At 38.8% G+C, this 20,658-nt stretch carries 22 protein-coding genes; 8 read left to right on the top strand and 14 right to left on the bottom strand.

Annotation, left to right across the window (positions count from 1 at the left end):
* Positions 1 to 3 precede the first annotated feature (3 nt).
* The 4 genes from GM920_RS10220 to GM920_RS10205 form a co-directional block, all read right to left on the bottom strand.
* Complete coding sequence (locus GM920_RS10220; protein ID WP_182956604.1) at positions 4 to 552, bottom strand: cupin domain-containing protein; 549 nt, start codon at positions 550 to 552, stop codon at positions 4 to 6.
* 64 nt (positions 553 to 616) lie between these two features.
* A complete protein-coding gene (locus GM920_RS10215; RefSeq protein ID WP_182956601.1) occupies positions 617 to 1,441 on the bottom strand; it encodes a helix-turn-helix domain-containing protein in 825 nt (274 codons plus the stop codon).
* Between the two features lie 134 nt (positions 1,442 to 1,575).
* Positions 1,576 to 2,172, bottom strand: a complete 597-nt coding sequence (locus GM920_RS10210) for a pentapeptide repeat-containing protein (protein ID WP_182956598.1) — start codon at positions 2,170 to 2,172, stop codon at positions 1,576 to 1,578.
* 5 nt (positions 2,173 to 2,177) lie between these two features.
* Complete coding sequence (locus GM920_RS10205; protein ID WP_182956595.1) at positions 2,178 to 2,729, bottom strand: TetR/AcrR family transcriptional regulator; 552 nt, start codon at positions 2,727 to 2,729, stop codon at positions 2,178 to 2,180.
* A gap of 73 nt (positions 2,730 to 2,802) precedes the next feature.
* Here GM920_RS10205 and GM920_RS10200 point away from each other — a divergent pair, with 73 nt between their 5' ends.
* The gene (locus GM920_RS10200; protein WP_182956593.1) at positions 2,803 to 3,075 is read left to right on the top strand and encodes a hypothetical protein; all 273 of its coding nucleotides are present in this window, start codon (positions 2,803 to 2,805) and stop codon (positions 3,073 to 3,075) included.
* A 78-nt stretch (positions 3,076 to 3,153) separates the two neighbouring features.
* Entirely contained in the window at positions 3,154 to 3,534 is a 381-nt protein-coding gene (locus tag GM920_RS10195) for an RNA recognition motif domain-containing protein (RefSeq protein ID WP_182956591.1), read from the top strand.
* 93 nt (positions 3,535 to 3,627) lie between these two features.
* Here the strand turns inward: GM920_RS10195 and GM920_RS10190 are convergent, their stop codons facing one another.
* The gene (locus GM920_RS10190) at positions 3,628 to 3,990 is read right to left on the bottom strand and encodes a DUF4260 domain-containing protein (RefSeq protein ID WP_202986080.1); all 363 of its coding nucleotides are present in this window, start codon (positions 3,988 to 3,990) and stop codon (positions 3,628 to 3,630) included.
* A 67-nt stretch (positions 3,991 to 4,057) separates the two neighbouring features.
* Entirely contained in the window at positions 4,058 to 4,627 is a 570-nt protein-coding gene (locus GM920_RS10185) for a Crp/Fnr family transcriptional regulator (RefSeq protein WP_182956588.1), read from the bottom strand.
* Between the two features lie 249 nt (positions 4,628 to 4,876).
* Here GM920_RS10185 and GM920_RS10180 point away from each other — a divergent pair, with 249 nt between their 5' ends.
* The gene (locus GM920_RS10180; RefSeq protein ID WP_182956586.1) at positions 4,877 to 5,287 is read left to right on the top strand and encodes a VOC family protein; all 411 of its coding nucleotides are present in this window, start codon (positions 4,877 to 4,879) and stop codon (positions 5,285 to 5,287) included.
* 88 nt (positions 5,288 to 5,375) lie between these two features.
* On the opposite strand, the gene GM920_RS10175 is transcribed toward GM920_RS10180, so the two are convergent.
* On the bottom strand, positions 5,376 to 7,112 hold the full coding sequence (locus GM920_RS10175; RefSeq protein WP_182956583.1) for an amidohydrolase: 1,737 nt from the start codon (positions 7,110 to 7,112) through the stop codon (positions 5,376 to 5,378).
* Between the two features lie 63 nt (positions 7,113 to 7,175).
* Positions 7,176 to 7,943: a DUF2625 domain-containing protein gene (locus tag GM920_RS10170; RefSeq protein WP_182956580.1), complete on the bottom strand. Its 768-nt coding sequence runs from the start codon at positions 7,941 to 7,943 to the stop codon at positions 7,176 to 7,178.
* Between the two features lie 422 nt (positions 7,944 to 8,365).
* Between GM920_RS10170 and GM920_RS10165 the strand changes: the two genes are divergently transcribed.
* The 4 genes from GM920_RS10165 (at position 8,366) to GM920_RS10150 (ending at position 12,530) form a co-directional block, all read left to right on the top strand.
* On the top strand, positions 8,366 to 9,994 hold the full coding sequence (locus GM920_RS10165; RefSeq protein ID WP_182956577.1) for an ABC1 kinase family protein: 1,629 nt from the start codon (positions 8,366 to 8,368) through the stop codon (positions 9,992 to 9,994).
* Between the two features lie 196 nt (positions 9,995 to 10,190).
* Complete coding sequence (locus tag GM920_RS10160) at positions 10,191 to 10,388, top strand: hypothetical protein (RefSeq protein ID WP_182956575.1); 198 nt, start codon at positions 10,191 to 10,193, stop codon at positions 10,386 to 10,388.
* Between the two features lie 156 nt (positions 10,389 to 10,544).
* Positions 10,545 to 11,105, top strand: a complete 561-nt coding sequence (locus GM920_RS10155; RefSeq protein WP_182956572.1) for an HdeD family acid-resistance protein — start codon at positions 10,545 to 10,547, stop codon at positions 11,103 to 11,105.
* A gap of 237 nt (positions 11,106 to 11,342) precedes the next feature.
* A complete protein-coding gene (locus GM920_RS10150; RefSeq protein WP_182956569.1) occupies positions 11,343 to 12,530 on the top strand; it encodes a helix-turn-helix domain-containing protein in 1,188 nt (395 codons plus the stop codon).
* 275 nt (positions 12,531 to 12,805) lie between these two features.
* Here the strand turns inward: GM920_RS10150 and GM920_RS10145 are convergent, their stop codons facing one another.
* A complete protein-coding gene (locus GM920_RS10145; RefSeq protein ID WP_182956567.1) occupies positions 12,806 to 13,219 on the bottom strand; it encodes an EamA family transporter in 414 nt (137 codons plus the stop codon).
* Positions 13,220 to 13,342: 123 nt separating this feature from the next.
* Between GM920_RS10145 and GM920_RS10140 the strand changes: the two genes are divergently transcribed.
* Positions 13,343 to 15,751 carry a TonB-dependent receptor domain-containing protein gene (locus GM920_RS10140; protein WP_182956564.1) on the top strand — a complete coding sequence of 803 codons (2,409 nt, stop codon included), beginning with the start codon at positions 13,343 to 13,345 and terminating at the stop codon, positions 15,749 to 15,751.
* Positions 15,752 to 15,756: 5 nt separating this feature from the next.
* Here the strand turns inward: GM920_RS10140 and GM920_RS10135 are convergent, their stop codons facing one another.
* The 5 genes from GM920_RS10135 to GM920_RS10115 all read right to left on the bottom strand — a co-directional run bounded on the left by GM920_RS10135 (position 15,757) and on the right by GM920_RS10115 (position 20,632).
* Positions 15,757 to 16,530 carry a molybdopterin-dependent oxidoreductase gene (locus GM920_RS10135; RefSeq protein ID WP_182956561.1) on the bottom strand — a complete coding sequence of 258 codons (774 nt, stop codon included), beginning with the start codon at positions 16,528 to 16,530 and terminating at the stop codon, positions 15,757 to 15,759.
* Position 16,531: 1 nt separating this feature from the next.
* On the bottom strand, positions 16,532 to 17,194 hold the full coding sequence (locus GM920_RS10130) for a cytochrome b/b6 domain-containing protein (RefSeq protein ID WP_182956559.1): 663 nt from the start codon (positions 17,192 to 17,194) through the stop codon (positions 16,532 to 16,534).
* 196 nt (positions 17,195 to 17,390) lie between these two features.
* Positions 17,391 to 17,972, bottom strand: a complete 582-nt coding sequence (locus GM920_RS10125; protein WP_182956556.1) for a YceI family protein — start codon at positions 17,970 to 17,972, stop codon at positions 17,391 to 17,393.
* A gap of 108 nt (positions 17,973 to 18,080) precedes the next feature.
* The gene (locus GM920_RS10120) at positions 18,081 to 18,533 is read right to left on the bottom strand and encodes an SRPBCC family protein (protein ID WP_202986079.1); all 453 of its coding nucleotides are present in this window, start codon (positions 18,531 to 18,533) and stop codon (positions 18,081 to 18,083) included.
* A 74-nt stretch (positions 18,534 to 18,607) separates the two neighbouring features.
* On the bottom strand, positions 18,608 to 20,632 hold the full coding sequence (locus tag GM920_RS10115; RefSeq protein WP_182956554.1) for a M3 family metallopeptidase: 2,025 nt from the start codon (positions 20,630 to 20,632) through the stop codon (positions 18,608 to 18,610).
* Positions 20,633 to 20,658 lie beyond the last annotated feature (26 nt).

Here is a 20,658-nt window from a genome sequence, read left to right as displayed (position 1 = left end):
GCTTTAAATAGTGAGACCAGGGCCGATCACCTTCATCCCACATGCTTCATGAATTTGATCAATTTCAGCTTGACTTGGCTTATGATCGAGCGTACTCATGGTTCTAAAGAATTCCTCTGCTTTACCAGCTGGTTGAACAAAATACACCAGCTTGCCAATATCAGTGAGCTGGATCCAGGTATGCGGAATATTTCTTGGCAGAAAAATAGTATCTCCTTGATTTAGTTCCATTAATTTTCCTCCAACCGAAAACCTATATCGTCCCGCTACTACATAAAAGATTTCATCCTGATGGAAGTGGACATGCATGGAAGGACCTGTTTTTTCATATCCGGTATACTCGAATACAGCCAGCATTCCTTCCGTATCATTTTTTGATATTTTGATGTCGTTGGGATTTTTCCCTTTATATAAAAACTTCTCCCCAAAGCGAGCCTTTCCGGAGGCAATCACAAAAGCTTCTTTTTTATACTCCTGTGTTTGAGCATGAGAACTCACAGCCATCAACGCAATGCTGCAAAGACTGCCCTTTAAAAATTCCTTCCTTTTCATCTGTTGATTTTTTACTTCAAATATCATGAGGATATAAAAGGCTTAGGTGGTAAAAAACAGACATTTAATAGGTTTCTTCGGAACCCAGTAAACGTTCAGGGGATTCCATAGCAAAGAAGGCAATAGGGGTAAGGCCTGTCAGGTCTTTATAATCCTTACTCAAATGTTGGTAATCTTCATAGCCGCAATTGATGGCGATCTTAAACCAACTTAGCTCAGGAAAGTTGTTTTTCATTCTGTAAGCCTGGTCAAATCTTTTTATTCTTAAAAATGCTTTTGGACTTATGCCTGTTCGTTCTATGAACTTTCGATTAAACTGGCGGTGGGATAGAAAGCTTTGGCTCACAAAGCCATCTAAAGAATAACTTAGGTCAGGGCTTGTCATGAGTATGGCCACATGATCTATCCGCTGCGCCTCCTTTTTTGCGACCTTTATTTTTTTAATGATAAAGGCTTCTACAATCGTTACCATTTCCAAATGGCTTTTTGAATGAAATAGCTGGTCATTCACCTCTTCGATTTCCAATCCGAATATATCTGTAGCATCTACTGCCTCATTGGTAATTAAGTCTGCAGACATTCCAAGTAGTTTGTAGAGCGCGCCGGGTTGAAATACAACCTGAAAGGAAAGGAATCTTGCATAAACTGTGCGTGTATTAACTATGGAGTGTTGCCCAAATAAGATCGCATTCTTTGGAACAATATCATTAGCCCTGCCTTCATAGGCTATTTTTGTTAGACTAGGGAAAAATTGCAGGCATTGTTCCGGTCTGGGTGTATATACTTTAGCGGGAATCTGTTGGTTATCCGGAAATTCAAAATCAATTATCCTGTAACACCTGACAAAGGAGGATAAAAATTCATGAGGTATGATTTCCTTTAAATGCATGAAAGAAAATTATTGTTTATCTTTTAATACCAGGATTTTAGATTAAAGTTACTTAATAAGTGTTTATTTTACAATGGTTTATCTGTTTTTAGATGGGTTGCCATGTACTTTAATGAATCAATTTTTCTTCTTCCCTAATGACCATTGTAATCGATATCCAGATTGAATTGATAAAGTAGTCCGGAAAGATTTAAGGATGAAAACTTCGCCTGTTTTACTTTATTGACTGATGGATCAAGGCTGAAATTTCTTGCGGTACGAAAATCTGCTTTTTCCAAAATAGAACGGACAAATGTTGCTCCAGAAAGGTCACAATTATGGAATGTGGCGGATGTTAAATCAGCTTCTTCAAAATCAGTTTCTTTGAGCGAGCAATCGATAAATTTAGTTTTTTTGAGCTTAGTACCATAAAAGGTCGAGTAATCCAAATGACTCTGTTCAAAGGTAAAAGAGAATAAAAATTTGTTGCATTTTGAGAAGTCTATTCCCAAAATTTTACAGCCAGTAAAAGTAACATCTTTAAATCCTGTGCCTGTTACTACAGTTAAGGAGAAATTACACTGTTTAAAATGACAGTCCATAAAATCATTATGACTTAAATCACTCTTGGAAAAGTCGCAGTTTACAAATTCACAGTTAATAAATTCCCTGTTCTCCAATCTTTTTTCTGCATAGTTGATGTTGGTAAATGTCTTGTCTTCGTGGACGGTAGTTTCGTCGGAACTGCTCATTGGTATTAGTTTAATTGAAGTAATTTATTAACGATCTGTTCTTTGTTGCTTTCGCTGATATTATAGAGATTGAGATTGTCAGCAAACCAAAAGCCATCGGCAACCAGCATAATAATCTGGCTGTTGATATCCATATTTTCTATTGATCCACCAGCAATATGCTCAGTAAACCATTCGTGCCACATTTTTTTATACTGCTCATTAACCAATGCGGCTTGTAAAATGACTTTCATTGTTCTCCTATAGGATAAATCCGTGCTTTTTTTGATCACAAATCGTAGAAAGGCGATGGGCGCAATGTCATTACCCAAACTCTTTTTCTCTTCAACAATCCAATCGGTCAGTTCCACCAGACTTTGACGTACCAATTCTTCCAACAGTTCCTCTTTATTTCGGAAATGGTGGATAATGCCACCTTTACTTAATCCAGTTTTATCTGCAATGGCCTGAAAAGTTACCTGGTGCCAGTCTGCAGTAGCACCAATCTCGGCAGCAGTATTCAAAATCAACTGCTTACTGGCCTCAGGATCTTTCTTTCTTTTATATGGATTTTCCATCTTTCAAAGATACCGAACGATTGGTTTGTTTGCAAATAAATTTATACATTTGCCATTTCAAACTACAGTTCTTATGCCCGGAAACATTATTATTCTATCCTCTGTTATTCAGACTCCGCTCGATTTACAGCAGGTTTCTCAAGTGATGGATACTATTTCTAATATCTCAGAATGGTCTGTTGATCTGGAGGATTGTGACCAGATGATGCGGGTGGTATGTAGTCAGGATATTGGTATGGAATTGGTGGGGAAACTTGCAGAAGTAGGTATAAGTGCCGTGATTTTGGAAATTTTTGATACTCATGGAGCGTCAAAAATGTCTTTAGGACAGGCTATTCAAGCTTAAACGGCCTATTTGTATTAGCAGGAGACAAGTTCTTTTATTGAAAGATTAAACGTTAAATTTGCAGCTTTAAACAAGAGCATGATTAAATTATTTGTGGTGGGGTATTCACTAGATACACAGGAAGCTGAACTGAATGATATTTTCAGCATCCACGGAACAATACACAGTATCCATTTGCTGACTGATAAATTCACCGGAAGACATAAAGGCTTTGGTTTTATCGAGATGGAAGATCAAGCGGATGCTGACAGAGCTATTGCGGCTATCAATGGGATGGTGATAAAAGGAAGGAAGATCAGGGTTCAACTAGCGGATGAAGACAGAGCAGAGAAACCGAGAACAGTTAGAGAAAACCGTTTCCATTCTCAAGAATTACAAGGCAATGCAACAAGTGTTGAGCCTTTTAAAATGAAGCGTCCAAGAAAACTAATGTCTAATACATTCAGGGCAGAAAATTAATAGAAATACGCATCAATCGATGAATAATGCTCTTTCAGGTAATCTGAAAGGGCATTATGTTTTGCGCTTTTCTGATAATTCTTGATGTTGCGATCACATCGTCCCCAGATGTGTGTGTTTAAACGCGTTATTATATTTTAATCCAAATCCCAGCATTCTGTCAAATGAAGCATGAGCAAATAGCAGAATGCCAATTGATGTCCAGATTTCCTGCTGGCTGAAAAATCCTATTCCAATTAAAATTAGTGCAATACCTCTATGGTGAAACAAGTTATAAATAACAGCGCCTCTTTTTGTGTTGAAGAGGTAACCTAGCATAGAAATATCTGGACTAAAAAACAGCAAAATCCAAACCCATAAAGAAAGTCCAAGGGAATATTGTGAAAGGAAATATATGGAGAACACAGTTATTGCTGCTTCTTCCATTTGAATACTGAGGCTCATTTTTTTATTCATTACCTGATCTTTTAAATTTATCAGGTCAAAAATAGGGGAGGAAAACAGTAATCCGCGTTGACAAAAGTCAAGAAGTTTTTTTACTTCTGATGCGGCTCAGGGTTTCTGGCGTCATGCCCAGCATGGAAGCCAGGTATTGTAAAGGGACCTGATGAAATAATTCGCGTTGCTGCTCAAACAGCAACTGATAGCGTTCCTCTGCCGACAAGGAAATCTGGTTAAATACTCTGTTTTCAATAGTAACAAAGCACTTACCAATAAATAGTTTCTCAAATTCATTCCATTTAGGGATCAAGTCCCCGACCTTCAGATATTGCTCATGACTAATTGTATATAAAGTAACTTCAGTAAGCGCCTGTATGTTCCATCGTGCTGGATTGCGAAAGAGAAATCCTGAAAGATCTGTGACGAAAGTCCCGCTATTCGCGATCCATTGTGTCACTTCTTTATCTGGTAAGACCACAAATAACCTTAATAGTCCATGTTCTATAAAGCTTAACTTATTACTTTGCTGTTGACTTTTTAGAAAAAAATCCCCTTTGGCTAGCTTTTCTTCCTGAAATAACGAAGCTAGTTTTTTACAGTCGTGCAGCCCAATGCTGAAATAATGATGAAGGTAGTTCTCAAGCTCTGTCAATGTCGGTTTGTTTTTATGCTATGTTTTTAAATAACAATATTACCATAATAAATGTTCGCAGGATGATTTATTGGATAATAACATATTGTGTTAAATTGGTCTCTTGTGCATAGGTAGGTTGAGGCGTTTGGATCTTTTTTAAAGGACTCAAATGCCCCTTTCTTTTGTCTTGTTTTGCCCTCGGATATCTGAGTTAATTTGCGGAACTTGTTGTAGTTGAAAATGTTTTCATAATTTAAAACTAAGGCAATGGCAGCATCAAGAAATCCATTCGGATGGACAGAAATTTATGTAGAAGATATGGCAAGGGCTCAAAAATTCTACGAAACGGTATTGGCAGTAAAAATGGAGGCTTTACCTGTGCCAGCGGGCATGGATATAGAAAAAGACTGCGAAGATTCTTATGAAATGGTATCCTTTCCGGGTGATATGGCTGCTCCGGGAACCAGTGGAGCCTTGGTAAAATCAGCGATGTTTAAACCTGGTTTTGGTGGTACGTTGGTTTATTTTAGTTGCGAAGATTGTGCAACAGAAATTTCCAGGGTAGTATCCGCTGGTGGCAAAGTGCTAAATGATAAAATGTCGATTGGAGAATATGGCTTTTGTGGTGTTTGCATGGATAGCGAGGGCAATGCGATTGGTTTCCATTCTATGAAATAAAATAGGAAACTCCAGTTAAAACAAAAAAACAGTTAAAACAAAACAGGGCCTTCTTTTAAAGAAGGCCCTGTTTTGTAAATAAGGAATTTTATATTTTTTGTTTGTAAACTGATTTACCTTCTTTAATTGTTTCATTTACCTTAATGTCCTTGATTTTCAATGGATCTATAGTGGTAGGATTCTGATCAAGAATCACTAAATCTGCAAGTTTACCTACTTTTAATGATCCTTTACGGTCTTCTTCCTGATATTGATAGGCGGCGTTGATTGTGATGGCCTTTAAGGCCTCCATTGGCGTGATTTTCTCATCTGGCCCTAAGATCCTTCCTGATTGTGTTTTCCTGTTTACAGCAGCATAGACAGCAGTCAGCAAATCTGGAGGGGTAACCGGAGAATCATGGTGTATGGTAAAGCTGATTCCAGCTTTTCTGGCAGAATTAGCCGGACTTAAGAACTGGCTTCTTTCCGGGCCAAAAACGCTGGTATAATGCCAATCTCCCCAAATGTAAACATGGGTAGAGAAATACGAAGGCAATACACCGGTATCTTTAATCTTCTGGATGTGATCCGGTCTGCTATTTTGAACATGGATTAATGTGGCCCGCATTTCAGGTTTGTAAACTCCTTCTTCTTTTAATTTTTTAAAAGCACCAAGAGCTTGGTCAATTGCGGCATCACCATTTACATGCAGTTGGGCAGTAAAGCCATGTTGAAATACTTTTTTCAGTCCATCGTATACAAACTGGTCAGTAAATGCGGGAAATCCTTTGTAGTCTTTACTGGCGCCAACTGGAGGTACAAAGTAAGGAGTGGTTAGCCAGGCTGTTTTTCCCTGTGGAGAACCGTCCAAAGAAAATTTAAAACCACCTAATTTTAAACGATCGGTATACTTCATATATTCCGGTTTAAAATCATCGATCTTGTCTTTATACATATCATAATCCGGGAAATACACCACATCGGCAACGAGTAGCTTTTTAGCTGCGGCTTCTTTTAAAAGCGGAATACTTGGGCCCATCGATCTGCCATCGCAAATTGTAGTTTGGCCGTATTTCAGCCACTCTTCTTGCGCTTTCATTAGGTTTTGCATAGCTTGAGATTCTTCTCCCGGTTTTACTTTTGGTACCGGCATTTTCGTCATCAATTTATTTAAAGCCATGAAGTTGGCATTCTCCTCTAATTTTCCATTTAGTTTTCCCGTTTTTGGATCGCGGCCATAATGTCCGCCAGGAGGATCTTTAACAGTTTCAGGAATGTCCAGGAATTTAAGCATTGCTGTATTGACTACGCTCACATGGCCTGATGCATGTAAGGCTAAAATAGGGTGTGTATCTGAAATTGCATCCATTTCCGCCAACGTTGGATTGGTATGCTCCACCATCAAAGCGTCGTCATAACCATTTCCCAATAAAGGCATATCTGCTGGCATCGGATGATCCGAAATGTATTTTTTGATGGTCGCTATCATATCTGGAATGGAATTTACTGTTCCATATGGCGCAGCACCAAGGTCGATTGCCTGTTCCATACCTGCTCTGGAAGTGAGGTGACCATGTGCATCAATAAAACCCGGCATTAATGTCTTTCCTTGTAAATCGTGAAGCTCGGTTTTATCACCTACGTATTTGTCAGCCGCTGCCTTTTTTCCGGTAAACAGGATTTTACCATCCTTAACAACAATGGCCTCTGCAGTGGGTTCCGCATCCTCCATCGTTAGAATGGGGCCACCAAAGTAGATGGCATCGCCCTTGTCGCCCGTCGTTTTACTTTGACAGCTCAACAACAGCGCGGAAACGAGCAGTTGGAAATAGTATCTTTTCTTCATAATGTATATTTATTTAACACAGGTGTTGCTTAATAGCTATACATTTTATGAAGATCAATTGTTTTAATGTTTTTCAATTACCCCTTTTGGGTTAATTTCCTGCTGTTTACTGAGGTTAAATTTATAAAGCTCGTCCGTAGATACCAGTTTCCGGGAAACTTTGTTAATATCCATCCCCGTTTCTGTCCATAAGTATGGCCTGAAACTGTAAGATTTATTGCCATCCAGATTGGCAATAAACTGATCCCAGGTAGACCACCTTAATCCTTTGTAAAAATCAGAAAGATCTCCGTTAAGGCAGAAACGAAGGAATTGAGTATAGCCTAAACCAAGAGATTCCCATTTTAGGCTGTTTGGTGCCAGGTAGTACACCATTTTTAGATCAGCTCCAAATGCACCATAATTGATGGCAAAGAAACCACCAATAGCATCATCGGCAACCAGCGTGAAATCAGGTTGGTCACCAAATTCTTTGATGCTTTTCCCTTTGTTCCATTCCGGAACGGAACGACTCAGTCTAGCACTTCCGGAACCTAAAATCCTTAACCAGCCATTGTCGATCATGATTCCACCGGTATGGTAGATGACCGCTCCTAAAGTTGCAAAAGTCGATACTTGTGCATTGTACAAGGCCGTTTTAGCCAGCGCAGTATCACATGCTAATACCTGAACTTTGTTCTCTGCAGAATCTAACCATTTTTGAACTAAAGGCCATGCCGGATCAGTGGTATTGGTTAATTCATCCAGACTTTGCATTTTATTTTGTGCGAAAACGGTTACAGAAAAAAGGGTCAGACCGATAATGAAGACGGTTTTTAGAATGCTTTTCATAGCTTATGAATTTTTTGTCAAAGATAACGGCTTAAAATCAAATCCGATCGCCTCCTTCTCTTTTCTTATAAGGAAAAATGTTTAGGTGATTAATCTTCCGGTTTTTAACTGATTTGTGGGTGATTTCAGGCTATTGGCTTAAAATAGGACCGACACCAGTCGGGGAGACCTTTGGTGTTAGTTAGAGTTGACTTAGAGTTGGCGTAGTGTCAGGATAGTAATTACCTACGGAAACTGTACGGCAAGTGGATCTATACCCTTCCCATACCCCTTCCGAAGGCGCCACTCTTCCCGACTACAACCCGGGTACTTCCTATGTACTTCAATACAAATCCTCATTTCTGCTCCACAAAGAAATTGCAGGTACTATTTTAATACTGGCCAGATATTTGATTGTTGTTAAACGAAAAATGTAAGATTCTATGATGGTAAATCAGAAGAAAAAACTCAAAAGAACCGTTTCTCTGGTCAAGATCCTGGCGAAATATGGATTTGGGGAGTTGTTGAACTATACCAATCACGAGCATAACAATGAATACACCTCCTTAACGGTTTATGAGCGAATTCGTATGACTTTGGAGGAGCTTGGTCCCACGTATGTGAAATTCGGACAGGCTTTTAGTATCAGAGAAGACTTGTTGCCAAAAGAAATGATTGTCGAATTGCAAAAGCTACAGGACAATGTGGAGGCAAAGCCTATTGAAGTAAAAGAACTGCTGTGCAAAGATTTGAACATAGACACGGAAGCTTATTTCTCACATATTGACGAAATACCTTTTGCCTCGGCTTCCATTTCCCAGGTTTATAAAGCTACGCTGATTACCGGAGCGGATGTTATTCTAAAAATTAAACGGCCAGGAATTCGCGAAATCGTGACCTCTGATATGTTGATCATGAAAGACATTGCTAAAGTACTCATCAGTTATAGCGAGGTATTTCGCAGGATTAATTTGGTGGAAGTGCTCGAAGCATTTGAAAAATCTATATTTCATGAGCTTTCTTTTGTGAATGAACTGGATAACATTGAGCGCTTCTCCCGGAACTTTAAAGGACATCGCTCTATTTACCTTGCTAAGGTATTCCCCGAACTTTCTAATGATAATATCCTTTGCATGGAGTTTATAGAAGGGGCGAAAATTACCGATAAACGGGCTTTGATTAAGATGGAATTGAAACCCGATCAGATTGCAGAGAATGGGTTAGATTTATACCTGATTCAGGTACTCGAGCATGGTTTTTTTCATGCCGACCCACATCCAGGAAATCTGATCGTCTTACAAAGTGGACAAATTGCCTTTATCGACTTCGGTTCTATGGGCAGTATGATGCCGATTGAAAAAGAGATGTTAGAAGATTTCATTTCTCATTTTATGGCTCAGGATGCAAGAAGATTGATCATGACCTTGAAAAGAATGGCTATCCGTTTTAATGTAAGTGATGAAAATCGACTGGAACGTGACATCCATGGTTTCTTTAATTTACTGGAAGGCGCATCGCTTCAAGAAATGGATATCAAAGAGGTACTTACGAAGTTCTCCGCTATTTTGAATCAAAATGAAATCTTGATGCCCGATCATCTTTACCTTTTGGTTCGTGGAATTGTACTCATTGAAGGGATCGGAAGAGCGCTGGTTCCTGATTTGAATATTGTAGAAAGCTTAAGGCCCTACATTTTAAAGATTGCGTTGCGGAAACTCAGTCCGGATGAAATGAAAAAGAATGCGTTAAACCTGCTGAGAACGCTTACGGAAGCATTGAAAACCATGCCGGAAGAATTTCAGTCGGTTTTGAGCAAACTAAATAATGGCGAGTTAAAGGTGATTCAGGAAGTGCCACAATTGGATACTACCAGAAAAATGATGGTTAGCCTGATGAATAGATTGGTGATGGCGCTACTCTTGTCGGGCTTATTGATCGGCTCAGCAATTCTGATTTCTGCAGATCGGCCGCCAAAATTCCATGGCGTCCCAGTAATGGCTGTCGCCGGATTACTACTCAGTTTGATCCTTGCCTTCTGTATTTTTATTCCCCTTCTTTTTAAAAGAAAATGAAAATCATGAATTTTCATGATGAAAATATGGAGTTTATTAATGAAGCGAAATTTTGTCATAAAAATGAAAAATTGACACCTAAGAATTTGTATTACAGTGTTTTTGTTGCTTGTGGCATACCTGTTGCTATGGACTAACTGTGAGGATATAATTTATGGTTTTACTAAAAGGAAAGGAGGTTTTTTAAATGTTAAAGATGTTCCGAAATGAAAAATATAAGAACGATTTGACCACTAATGTAGGTGATTTTTTGGATTCTCTGCTTGGTGATATTCCTGTTTCTGCAATAAATAGCGCTCATAAAATACAGGTAACCTGCACTGTACCAGTGTTAAATAATGGGGTTGCTGCCGTGTCTGGTGAATTTGATCAGACAAATTCCTGTAAAGAATAAACCTTTTTGAAGATTTTTTGTTGTCTTCATAATTGTCTTTATGAGGAATGACGCTTTCATATACTTGCCATTATATATTGGTTAATAGATTTGATGGATTCGACATAAAAATAACGATCAGTACAGACATCAAATTTTTAATATAAAATCAATACTATGGAAACACAAGTTTTAGGAAACATCAGAAAGACGGTTAAATATTGGTATTTACTGGCTTTATTGGGCATAGCCCTAATTTTAGTAGGTATATGGGTCTTCATGACCCCCTTAGCATCTTACATTACCCTTTCTATGTTGTTTGCGGTAACATTTCTTTTTACCGGAATTATGGAACTCGTGTATGCAATTTCCAATCGCAAGTCCCTGGATAATTGGGGCTGGTCACTGGCAGGTGGTATTGTAGATTTCCTAATTGGGGTCATGTTGGTTGCAAATCCCCAAATCTCTTTATTGGTGCTTCCGTTTTATGTCGGTTTTGCTATTTTATTCCGTTCGATCATGGCTATCGGCTGGTCGATCGCATTAAAAAAACAACATGTACAAAGCTGGGGTAGCTTATTAGGGATCGGCATTATAGGATTAATTTTTTCTTTTATCATGCTTTGGAATCCAATTTTTGCAGGAATGACAATCGTTTTTTATACTGCCGCATCATTTATTGTCATCGGAATTTTTCAGGTTTATCTTTCGCTAAGATTGAGGAAACTTAAAGATTAATTGTCCCGGAAAAAATATAAAAATGCCTAAATAAGAAAGGGATAGTCATGACGATTATCCCTTTCTTATTTAGTATTTATCGTTGGTTGTTTGGTATTTGAAATGTAATTGAACAGCGGGAAGAAAGAGCGTATATAGGCTAAGAAGGTGGAACTAAGTTTAATTTTTGTGAAAGCATTTATTTTTTGATAACATTGCATTGGCTCTCATTGAACGAGACAGATTAATTGCTTTTTCATGAACTTGTTGTGCATCATTTTACTCTCTCTATCTACGATTAATAGCCTTGCACTAATTTTTAAAACCGGGAATCAACTCCTAAAGAATAAAATGTTGGGCATTGCGCTACTTTGCTATAACATTTCTTTACTGGTCTATTTCCTCTGGATAGATACCGGGTTTATAGTCGAGTACCCACATCTATTGCGCTCTATCAGCCCCTTAATGTATCTTAATGCACCATTCTTTTATTTTTACATCAGAAATTCTCTGACAAATAGGAATGGATTGGAAAAATACGACTACCTGCATTTTCTTCCGGCAGTACTTCATTTGGTTGATTTGATCCCATTTTATCTCTTACCACTTGCTGAAAAACGGGAGATCGCTGAGGCTATATTTAAGAATAAAGACCTCTTGAATTACGTTGGTTCAGGAATTATTCCCATCTCATTCCATTATCTTTCCAGATTGGTATTGCAGGTGGGATACCTTTTTTATAGTTTTTATCTAATTCACAAGTTACAACCGCAGTTTTTGAAATCCATTCAGAAAATACAATTTAAGAACTGGTTGTTTATTTCTATAGCGGTGATGGGGATCATTATCATCAGCAATTTTTGCTTTATGATGTTCACTTATTTTGGGGAGAATCAGGATCAATATTCCGGGCCCAAATTTATCTGTTCTGTAGTTGCTTTCTTAGGGATCCTTTTTCTCAATGCCTATATTAATTTTAAACCAGAGTTGGTTTATGGATTTCATCGGGAGATTTCGACTCTTGAAACAACAGAGCCCAAGCTCAGTATGGAAGAGCTGAATCCGGTAGAATTGGAAATTAAAGATATGGATAGACTCATGGAGAAGATCAGATTTGCCTTGGATGAAGAGCGAATTTTTCTTCAAAAAGGCATTACCATTCTTGATCTGGGAAAGAATGTAGAAATTTCCCCAAAGGTATTATCTGTACTGATCAACCGTAAATTTAAAACGAATTTCAATGAGCTGATCAATAATTATCGCGTAGAATACGCGAAAGAGTTACTCGAACAGCATATTCTTGAACGCTATTCTATTGAAGGATTAGCCTTAATGGTAGGGTTCAACTCTAGAATCACTTTTTTTAATGCTTTTAAAAAGAAAGAAGGACTTAGCCCTAAAGAATATTACAAGTCTATGTTAACTGTTAGTGGTTCAGAGGTGTAAGATGCTTTTTTTGAGCTTTTATCCAATTTTTTAAAAGGATAAGTTGTTTCGAATTCCTCTTTTGAAACAACCAATGGTTGTGAGTACCCTTTAATTTGCGGTATTTTGTTTCAGCAAGTAACGTATTAAGCACATACGAAATCAATTAACAATCAAGCCTAGTTCCTCTCTTTCTAAAAGGAGAAATCAAGATAATTTAATACGCTCAATAAAGGGCGGCCGGAATTATTCGGCCGCTTGTTTTTTTATAGAAGTATATTTCCTGAAAACAGTTTTTATAAAACCAATACTAAGGTTCCTCCAATAATTAATACTGCACCTATTGCCGTTTTTATCGTTAGTGTCTCTCCTAAAAACAGTACGGAAAGCAAAATCGTAATCGCCACACTGGCCTTATCCACTGGTGCTACCTGAGAAACCTTCCCCATTTGCAAAGCTTTAAAATAAAAGATCCAAGAAAGACCGGTGGCAATACCTGAAAGGATCAGAAAAGTCCAGTTCATACGCGATAAACCGCTCAATCCGGCGCCTGCATGTTTATAAAAGACAATTGTCCAGGCCAGCAAAAGGATGACTACCGTACGGATGGCTGTCGCCAGGTCTGAGTCTACTCCTTTAATCCCAATTTTCGCTAGAATAGCTGTTAAAGAAGCGAAGAAGGCCGATAATAAAGCATATATCCACCACATAGGCTTTTTAATTTAAATATAAGGTATAATTCTGTAGAAATCTGGTAGTTGAACTTCAAAAAGTCCACAGATTCCATGGCTAGTTTTGAAGAAAAAACCGTAAAGCCATTTAACCCTTTTTCTATGCAAAGATTCCTGATTACTTTTTTACTGATGCTTGTTTCATCTTTAGGCTATGCACAGACCATTAAAATTACGCTCTCTGGACGTATTAAAGATGGCCATACCAAATTGCCACTGTCTTTTGTGAATGTTGGACTTAAATCTATTAAAGACAGTAGTTTTGTTGCTGGAACCGTTACCGATGAAAATGGGATTTTCCAAATATCAGCGTTAAATAGTGGCAGTTATCTCTTAGTAAGCTCATTTATGGGGCATCAAACGAAAAGCCAGGAGGTGCTGATCGGACAGTTGACGCCATTTCTAGATCTGGGGGTAATTTTGCTGCAAGCTGAGACTAATAACCTTGCAGAGGTTGTTATTTCAGGAAAACAGGAAGCGGTAGGTTCTAAAATGGATAAGAAAACCTTTAATATGGCTGATCAGTTAAGTCAGGCAGGCGGTTCTGTATTACAGGCCATGAAAAACTTGCCAGGTATCAGCACCACTTCGGATGGAAAACTGATGTTACGCGGTAGTGATAAAATATCGGTACTCATTGATGGAAGGCAAACGGCATTAACCGGTTTTGGCGGGCAAGCGGGATTGGATAACATTCCGGCATCAGCTATAGAACGCATTGAAATTATCAATAATCCCTCGGCTAAATTTGATGCAAATGGTAATGCAGGGATCATTAATATTATCTATAAGCAACAGAAACAAGAAGGATGGAATGGAAAAATAGGCATGACGACAGGGGTTGGAGCGCTTTGGGAGAAAAAGGCAAGCCTGCCAGGTATCCGACCTCAATACCAAGGGACACCTAAAATCAATCCTTCTCTTTCATTGAATTACCGAAAAAACAAGTTGAACACCTTTATACAAGCAGATTGGCTTTATACCCAAACGTTGAATCGCAATGAGTTTGCAACGCGGGCCTATGATGGCGGTGAAATCATTCAGCAACAGGTGAAGCGAAATAGAAATACCTCTTATGCAACAGTAAAAACCGGAGCCGACTGGAATCTCGATGAGCAAAATGTATTCTCATTTTCCGGGTTGTTTAATCGGGAAAAGATTATTGATAAGGGGGATGTGCCTTATTTTAATGCAGACCTATCGACGAGGTTACGCTTATGGCAGTTTCTGGAAGATGAAGTAAAGTATACAGCTACGGCTACAGCCAGCTATCAGCATAAATTTAAGCAAGCCGGACAGGTGCTTAACGCCAATTTTAACTATACCTTTCATCGGGAAGATGAGCAGTATTTCTTTACCAATATCATGCCTACATTTACTGGAGAAGATGCATTTAAGTTACTTTCCGATGAGCATGTAGCCGATTTGACGGTGGATTATGTGCGTCCACTCAAACATGGTAGGGTAGAAGGTGGCTTGAAATTTCGCAACAGAAGCATTCCTGTAAATATGCAGTTTTTCCCAGGCCTAAATTCTCCCTTGGATGTAAATGCAGGTGGTTGGGCAGATTATAAAGAAACCATTCCAGCTTTGTATGGCAATTATGTTTTTGAGAGCTCAAAAATTGAAATCGAAGCAGGGTTGAGGTTAGAATATGTGAAAGTGAGTTATGATGTAAACCCCAATCACCCGACCTATAAAAGCAGTGGATATGATTATACGCGCCCTTTCCCAAACCTACGTTTCGCTTATAAATTGGATGCACAAAATAAACTGTCTGTCTTTTATAATCGTCGGGTAGATCGACCAAATGAAGTGGACATTAGAATCTTTCCTAAGTATGATGAACCTGAGGTGATCAAAGTAGGGAATCCAGGATTGCGTCCACAATTTACGAATAGCCTGGAGCTAGGGTATAAGAACAATTGGGACAAAGGGTCGTTTTATTTTGCAGTCTACCATAGAAATACAGAAGGCACCATCAGCAGGATTGCCACACAAGCTCCGGGAAGCAACCTGATTTATAATGTGTTTCAAAATGCGGGTCATAGCAGCAATACCGGTGCTGAAATGGTAGCTCAACAGCAGCTGAGTCCATGGTTAACTGTAAATATGAACGCCAATGTTTACCAGAATAAATTTGATGCCTTTACCGTGGAGAACCTTTACCCTGTTCCGGTGATTTATACCGCGCAAAAAGATGAATTGATTTCCGGGAATGTAAAACTAAACGGGCTCTTTAAATTTCCAAAATTTGCAGAGTTCCAACTAACGGGTGTTTATTTGGCTCCAGACCTGATTCCCCAAGGAAGAATTGCCTCACGATTTTCTTTAGATATGGGATTGAAAAAGCAATTGCAAAAAGGAAAAGGAGAGTTATTTTTAAATGGTTCAGACCTTTTAAATACGCTGAAAATTAAGAAAACCGTTCAAGGGAATGGTTTTAACATGATCAGTACCGATTACTATGAAACTCAAGTATTCAGATTAGGTTATAGTTATAAGTTTTAGCTCGATTACAAGCCTGCGTAATAATCATAGCCCCTTTCAAACCAATAATCCGGAGGTCGCTCTTCACTAAAGGAGAGCACTCCGATTCTTTTTAAGCTTTTAATGCCATATTTAACGGGGATAATCAGCCTTAGGGGATAGCCTTGGTTTAGTGGTAAAGGTTTTCCATTCATCTCATAGCATAAAATGGTTTGAGGCTGCATAGCACTATCCATATCAATGCCAACATAGTACTCTCCATCCGGGGTAACCAGGCCAATGTATTTCTTATCCGTCAGTTTATCGAGGTGATAGGCTTTGATAAAATCGCTAAACCGGACGCCAGCCCAATCTGAAATCTGGCTCCAACCTTCAATACATTTAAAATTAAAGATAACTTGTGTTTTTGGAAGCTTTTGTAGGTCAGCAAGGGTTAGTTTTAAAGTATCCCCTTTGGCTCTGACTACATTTAACCGCCAGTTCTTATCATCAAGATCAGTCATTAAACCTAAAGCTCCATTTAGCCTGACCACTTTAGCTGCCGCAGATTTCGGGTAGGCTTTCGCCAGATTCTGCTTGCTAAAAGTCTTACTGAATACTTTCTCATTCGCATTCAATACCTTTCTCAATGGAATCTGTACGCCACCTGCAATGTCGTTATCGAGGGGTTGATTTTTTAGTTTTAGCCAGAAAAATATGGCTGCAAAAATAAATAAGGTAAACCCAGTAAGGGATAGCCAGTTTCTCCACCTGATTTTCCTGTCAATAGGAGACAAGTTTTGCTTCTTTGTATTTCCCATATCATTTCTTTTTAGAGGTTAAGATGTCAAAACCGGTTACCATGCTGCGGAAATTTCTCCATCCTGCACGAATCACCTGGGCAATATGGATCAGGAAAAATAAACAGTAGCCAATAGTCAGCATGAAGTGAATTAGCCTTGCCGATTGGTAACCTCCTAATAAATTACATAAAGTCTGAAATTGTATAGGTTTATAAATCGCCAGGCCTGTGAGTACAGAGCCCAATCCCATAATGATAATTGCAGAATAGGCGATTTTCTGAGCCCCATTGTATTTCATTTGGGGAGGAATAGTTTTGCTGAGATGAAGGTCATGGAGTAAAACCAGCCAGGCCTCTTTAAAGGAATGTTTGTTGGGGATCAGGTATCTCCATTCGCCGGAAATCCAAGTGTAAAGCACATAAAGGAATCCATTGATAAAAAAGACCCACATAAATACAAAGTGAAAGGCCATACCCTCTGCAAGGCGTTGCTCCAGGTTGAGCGATTGATAAAACCATTCCGGAAAAAAATGAAAGAGGGTAACTGAGCCTACAGAAATATGGTAAAGATCATTTGCCCAGTAAATGAGCAATCCACTCCAAATCATGATGGTTAAAATGGGGAAATTTACCCAATGGAACCACCTGATGGCGAAAGGATGTTTTTCCACTATCTTTTTCATACCAGATTGGTCCTGGTTAGGAATTCAATAGCAAGGGAAAGATGTTTTTTTCTTGTGCTTTTTGGAATGTAGCGTTGAGGTAGTGCTTTCATTATCTGATGTTTAATTGCCTGTTGACAATAAACAAGATAATCATTTTTTGAGCGTTTTTTATAAAAACCGGTTGGGAAAATTGATTCCCAACCGAGTTTTAAAATTATTTCTGTACGAATTCAGTGTTTGCAGTCAAAGTAACTTCTTCACCTAACATTGCTGAACCATATTTGCTACCAAATTTAAAGTCAGCTCTTTTGATTGTTCCTGTAACTTTGAAACCAGCAGTAGGTTTTTTAGACATTGGATTAGTAGTTACACCTCTTAAAACAGCATCTAAAGTAACTGGTTTAGTTACACCATGGAAAGTAAGGTTTCCAGTAACTTTGTATTTGTTACCACCAACTTTTTTCACTGAAGTGCTTTTGAAAGTTAATGTAGGGAATTTAGCCACATCAAAAAAGTCTTCGCCTTTTAAGTGACCATCTCTTTGATCATTGTCAGTGTTTACCGAGTTTAGATCTGCAGTCAAAGTAATTACTGCATCAGAGAAATCTGGTTTCGAAGAAACGATTGTAGATTGGAAGTTTTTGAAAGATCCTTCTACATCAGAAATCATCATGTGAGTGATTTCAAAACCTATTTTAGAGTGAGAGGCATCAGCTTCCCAAGTGGTTTGTGCATTAGATTTGAAAGAAAAAAGGGTAGTACCTAAGACTACAACAGCTAAGATTAATCTTTTCATTGTTTTTTTTATTGATGAGTTTTAAATATTTGATACAAAGAGAAGGATTAATCGCCACAGCTATCTTGACCTATGATAAGAAAAACAAAAAGATTGATTTAGATGGTGTTATTTCCTGGCGAACTTATCAGCGATTAGGTTTAAGTTAATGCCATGTTCCAGATAGGCTTTTAGCCCATCTAAGACGGTTGTGAAACCACCACTTGCATTATTAATTTCTACCAGTAACTCCTCACCAGTAGTTTGAAAATCATATTGTTTGATCGTCACATAGGTGGTTACCGGACCAGTGGCTTCAAAGAGGAAGTCTACGGGAGTAGCGTATTGATCCCATTCTATGGCGATTTTCTCATTAGGGATAATCTCTATGACCTGTACCTTACTGGATACCTGGTACATTTCCCATTCCCAGGTTACGCTTTTCCCGGCCTCCAGGTGGCCACTACCTTTTGTAAACCAAAAATTTTTTGTGATTTCGGGATCAATAAATGCCTGGAAAACGGTGGCGGCAGGTTTTCTAATCAACATTTGTGCAGTTACAGCAGCTCCGTTTTTTTTCATAAGATTTTGTTTAAATGGGAGAATATCAGGAAGGAGCAGCGCTCCTTCCTGAGGATTTTAGTATAATTTAAGTATTACAGCAAACCTCTTTTTGCCAACATTGGTTTGATATCCGGTTGATGACCACGGAAGTTATAGAACATTTTGCCCAGGTCTTCCGTGTTTCCTCTCGATAGAATCATATCGCGGAAGCGTTGTCCATTGGCTCTGGTTAACCCGCCGTTTTGTTCAAACCAGGAATAAGCATCGTTTTCCAACATGGAAGTCCAGGTATATGCATAATATCCGGCGGCATAACCATTGCTCCAAATGTGTAGGAAATAACTGGAGCGGTAACGCGGTGGAACCTCATAAAGGTCTAGTTTTGTTTTCTTTAATGCATTGGTTTCAAATTGATCTACATCCTGTAAAGGTAGGCCTGGGGCTAAAGTGTGCCATTGTAAATCAAGTTCTGCAGCAGACAGGGCTTCAGTAAATTCATAACCTTGATTAAAGGTACTTGCCTTTTTAATCTTATCCAGCAATTGTTGTGGCATAGGCTGACCGGTTTTATAATGTAGCGCATAATGTTTCAGGATTTTAGGATCTGTAGCCCAATGCTCATTGAATTGTGAGGGAAACTCTACATAATCACGGGCGACATTGGTGCCTGAAAGGCTTACATATTGTTGATCAGCAAAAAGACCATGTAAACCATGTCCAAATTCATGGAACATGGTGATCACATCATCAAAGCTGATGAGTGCAGGTTCCCCAGTTTTTGGTTTTGCGAAATTGCATACATTGTAAATGACAGGTATGGTACCTAGTTTTTTAGATTGTGGCACAATATTGTCCATCCATGCGCCACCATTTTTATTGTCGCGTTTGTAATAATCGGTGTAAAACAGACCTAGCTGACTCCCATCTTTGTCCATCACATCAAATACGCGAACATCCTTTTGATAAACAGGAAGGTCCTTACGTTCCTTAAATGTGATGCCATACAATTGGTTAGCCGCATAGAATACTCCTTTTTCTAGCACCGTATCCAGCTCAAAGTAAGGTTTGATTTCATTTTCATCCAGGTCGTATTTGGCTTTACGTACTTGTTCGGCATAGAAGTTCCAGTCCCATGGTGCTAATTTAAAGCCCCCTTTTTGTTGGTCAATAACGGCCTGTATGTCTTTTGCTTCTGCTCGGGCTTTTGCAGTCGAGGCTGGAACAAGTTTGCTAAAGAAGCTGGCTACCGCCTCTGGTGTTTTTGCCATCTGATCCTGAAGTTTCCAACTTGCATAATTTTTGAAACCTAGGAGCTGAGCTTGTAAAGCGCGAATTTGAGCAATTCTGGATATTACTTTTCGCGTATCATTCTCATCACCTTTTTCGGCGCGGGTCCAGGAAGCTTGGAATAGTTTTTCACGGGCAGTACGATCTGCCATACCCGAAAGGGGAGGTTGCTGGGTTGTATTGGCCAATCCTTTACCTGCAGCCAACAGTTTAGTGCCAAAACTAGTGCTTAATGTTGATTCTTCCTTATTTAATATTTTTAGTTTTTCTTTGTCGGCCTCAGAAAGTTTTGCCCCTGATAGTTCAAAGCGTTGATAGTAATAGTCCAGTAGTTTTTTAGATTCAGGATCTAGTTTTAGCTGCTCACGTTGCTGATAAACAGCTTCTACACGCTTAAATAGCTTTGTGTTTAGGTAGATCGCATCATTGTTTGCGGTTAATTTTGGCGCTTCTTCTTTCTGTATTTTTTGTAATTCAGGATTGGTATTTGCAGCGGTCAGTAAATTGAAAACCCGATTGACACGGCCTAGTAATTGTCCGCTATTCTCTATAGCTAGAATGGTATTGTCGAAGGTTGCTGCTGCTTGATTGTCAACGATCTTTTGTATTTCTTCCATCTGCTGCTTCATCCCTGCTTCAATCGCAGGTTGGAAGTCGCTGTCTTTAATTTTATCGAATTCTGGTGCCTGAAAAGGAAGCTTACTAGCCTCATAAAACGGGTTGGCAGAAGAGAAGTCTTCGCTGCCCGATGTGGTTTTATTTTGAGCCTGATTGCAGGAGCCAGTGATGGCAAGCAGGGCAAGAAAAGGGAGGTAAGATAGTCGTTTCATAGTTTTATAAAAATGGTTAGTTATTT

Source organism: Pedobacter gandavensis (assembly GCF_014172405.1).
GTDB classification, from domain to species: domain Bacteria; phylum Bacteroidota; class Bacteroidia; order Sphingobacteriales; family Sphingobacteriaceae; genus Pedobacter; species Pedobacter gandavensis.
Note: the sequence above shows the minus strand (reverse complement) of the source record. Positions and strands in the feature narration are given on the sequence as shown.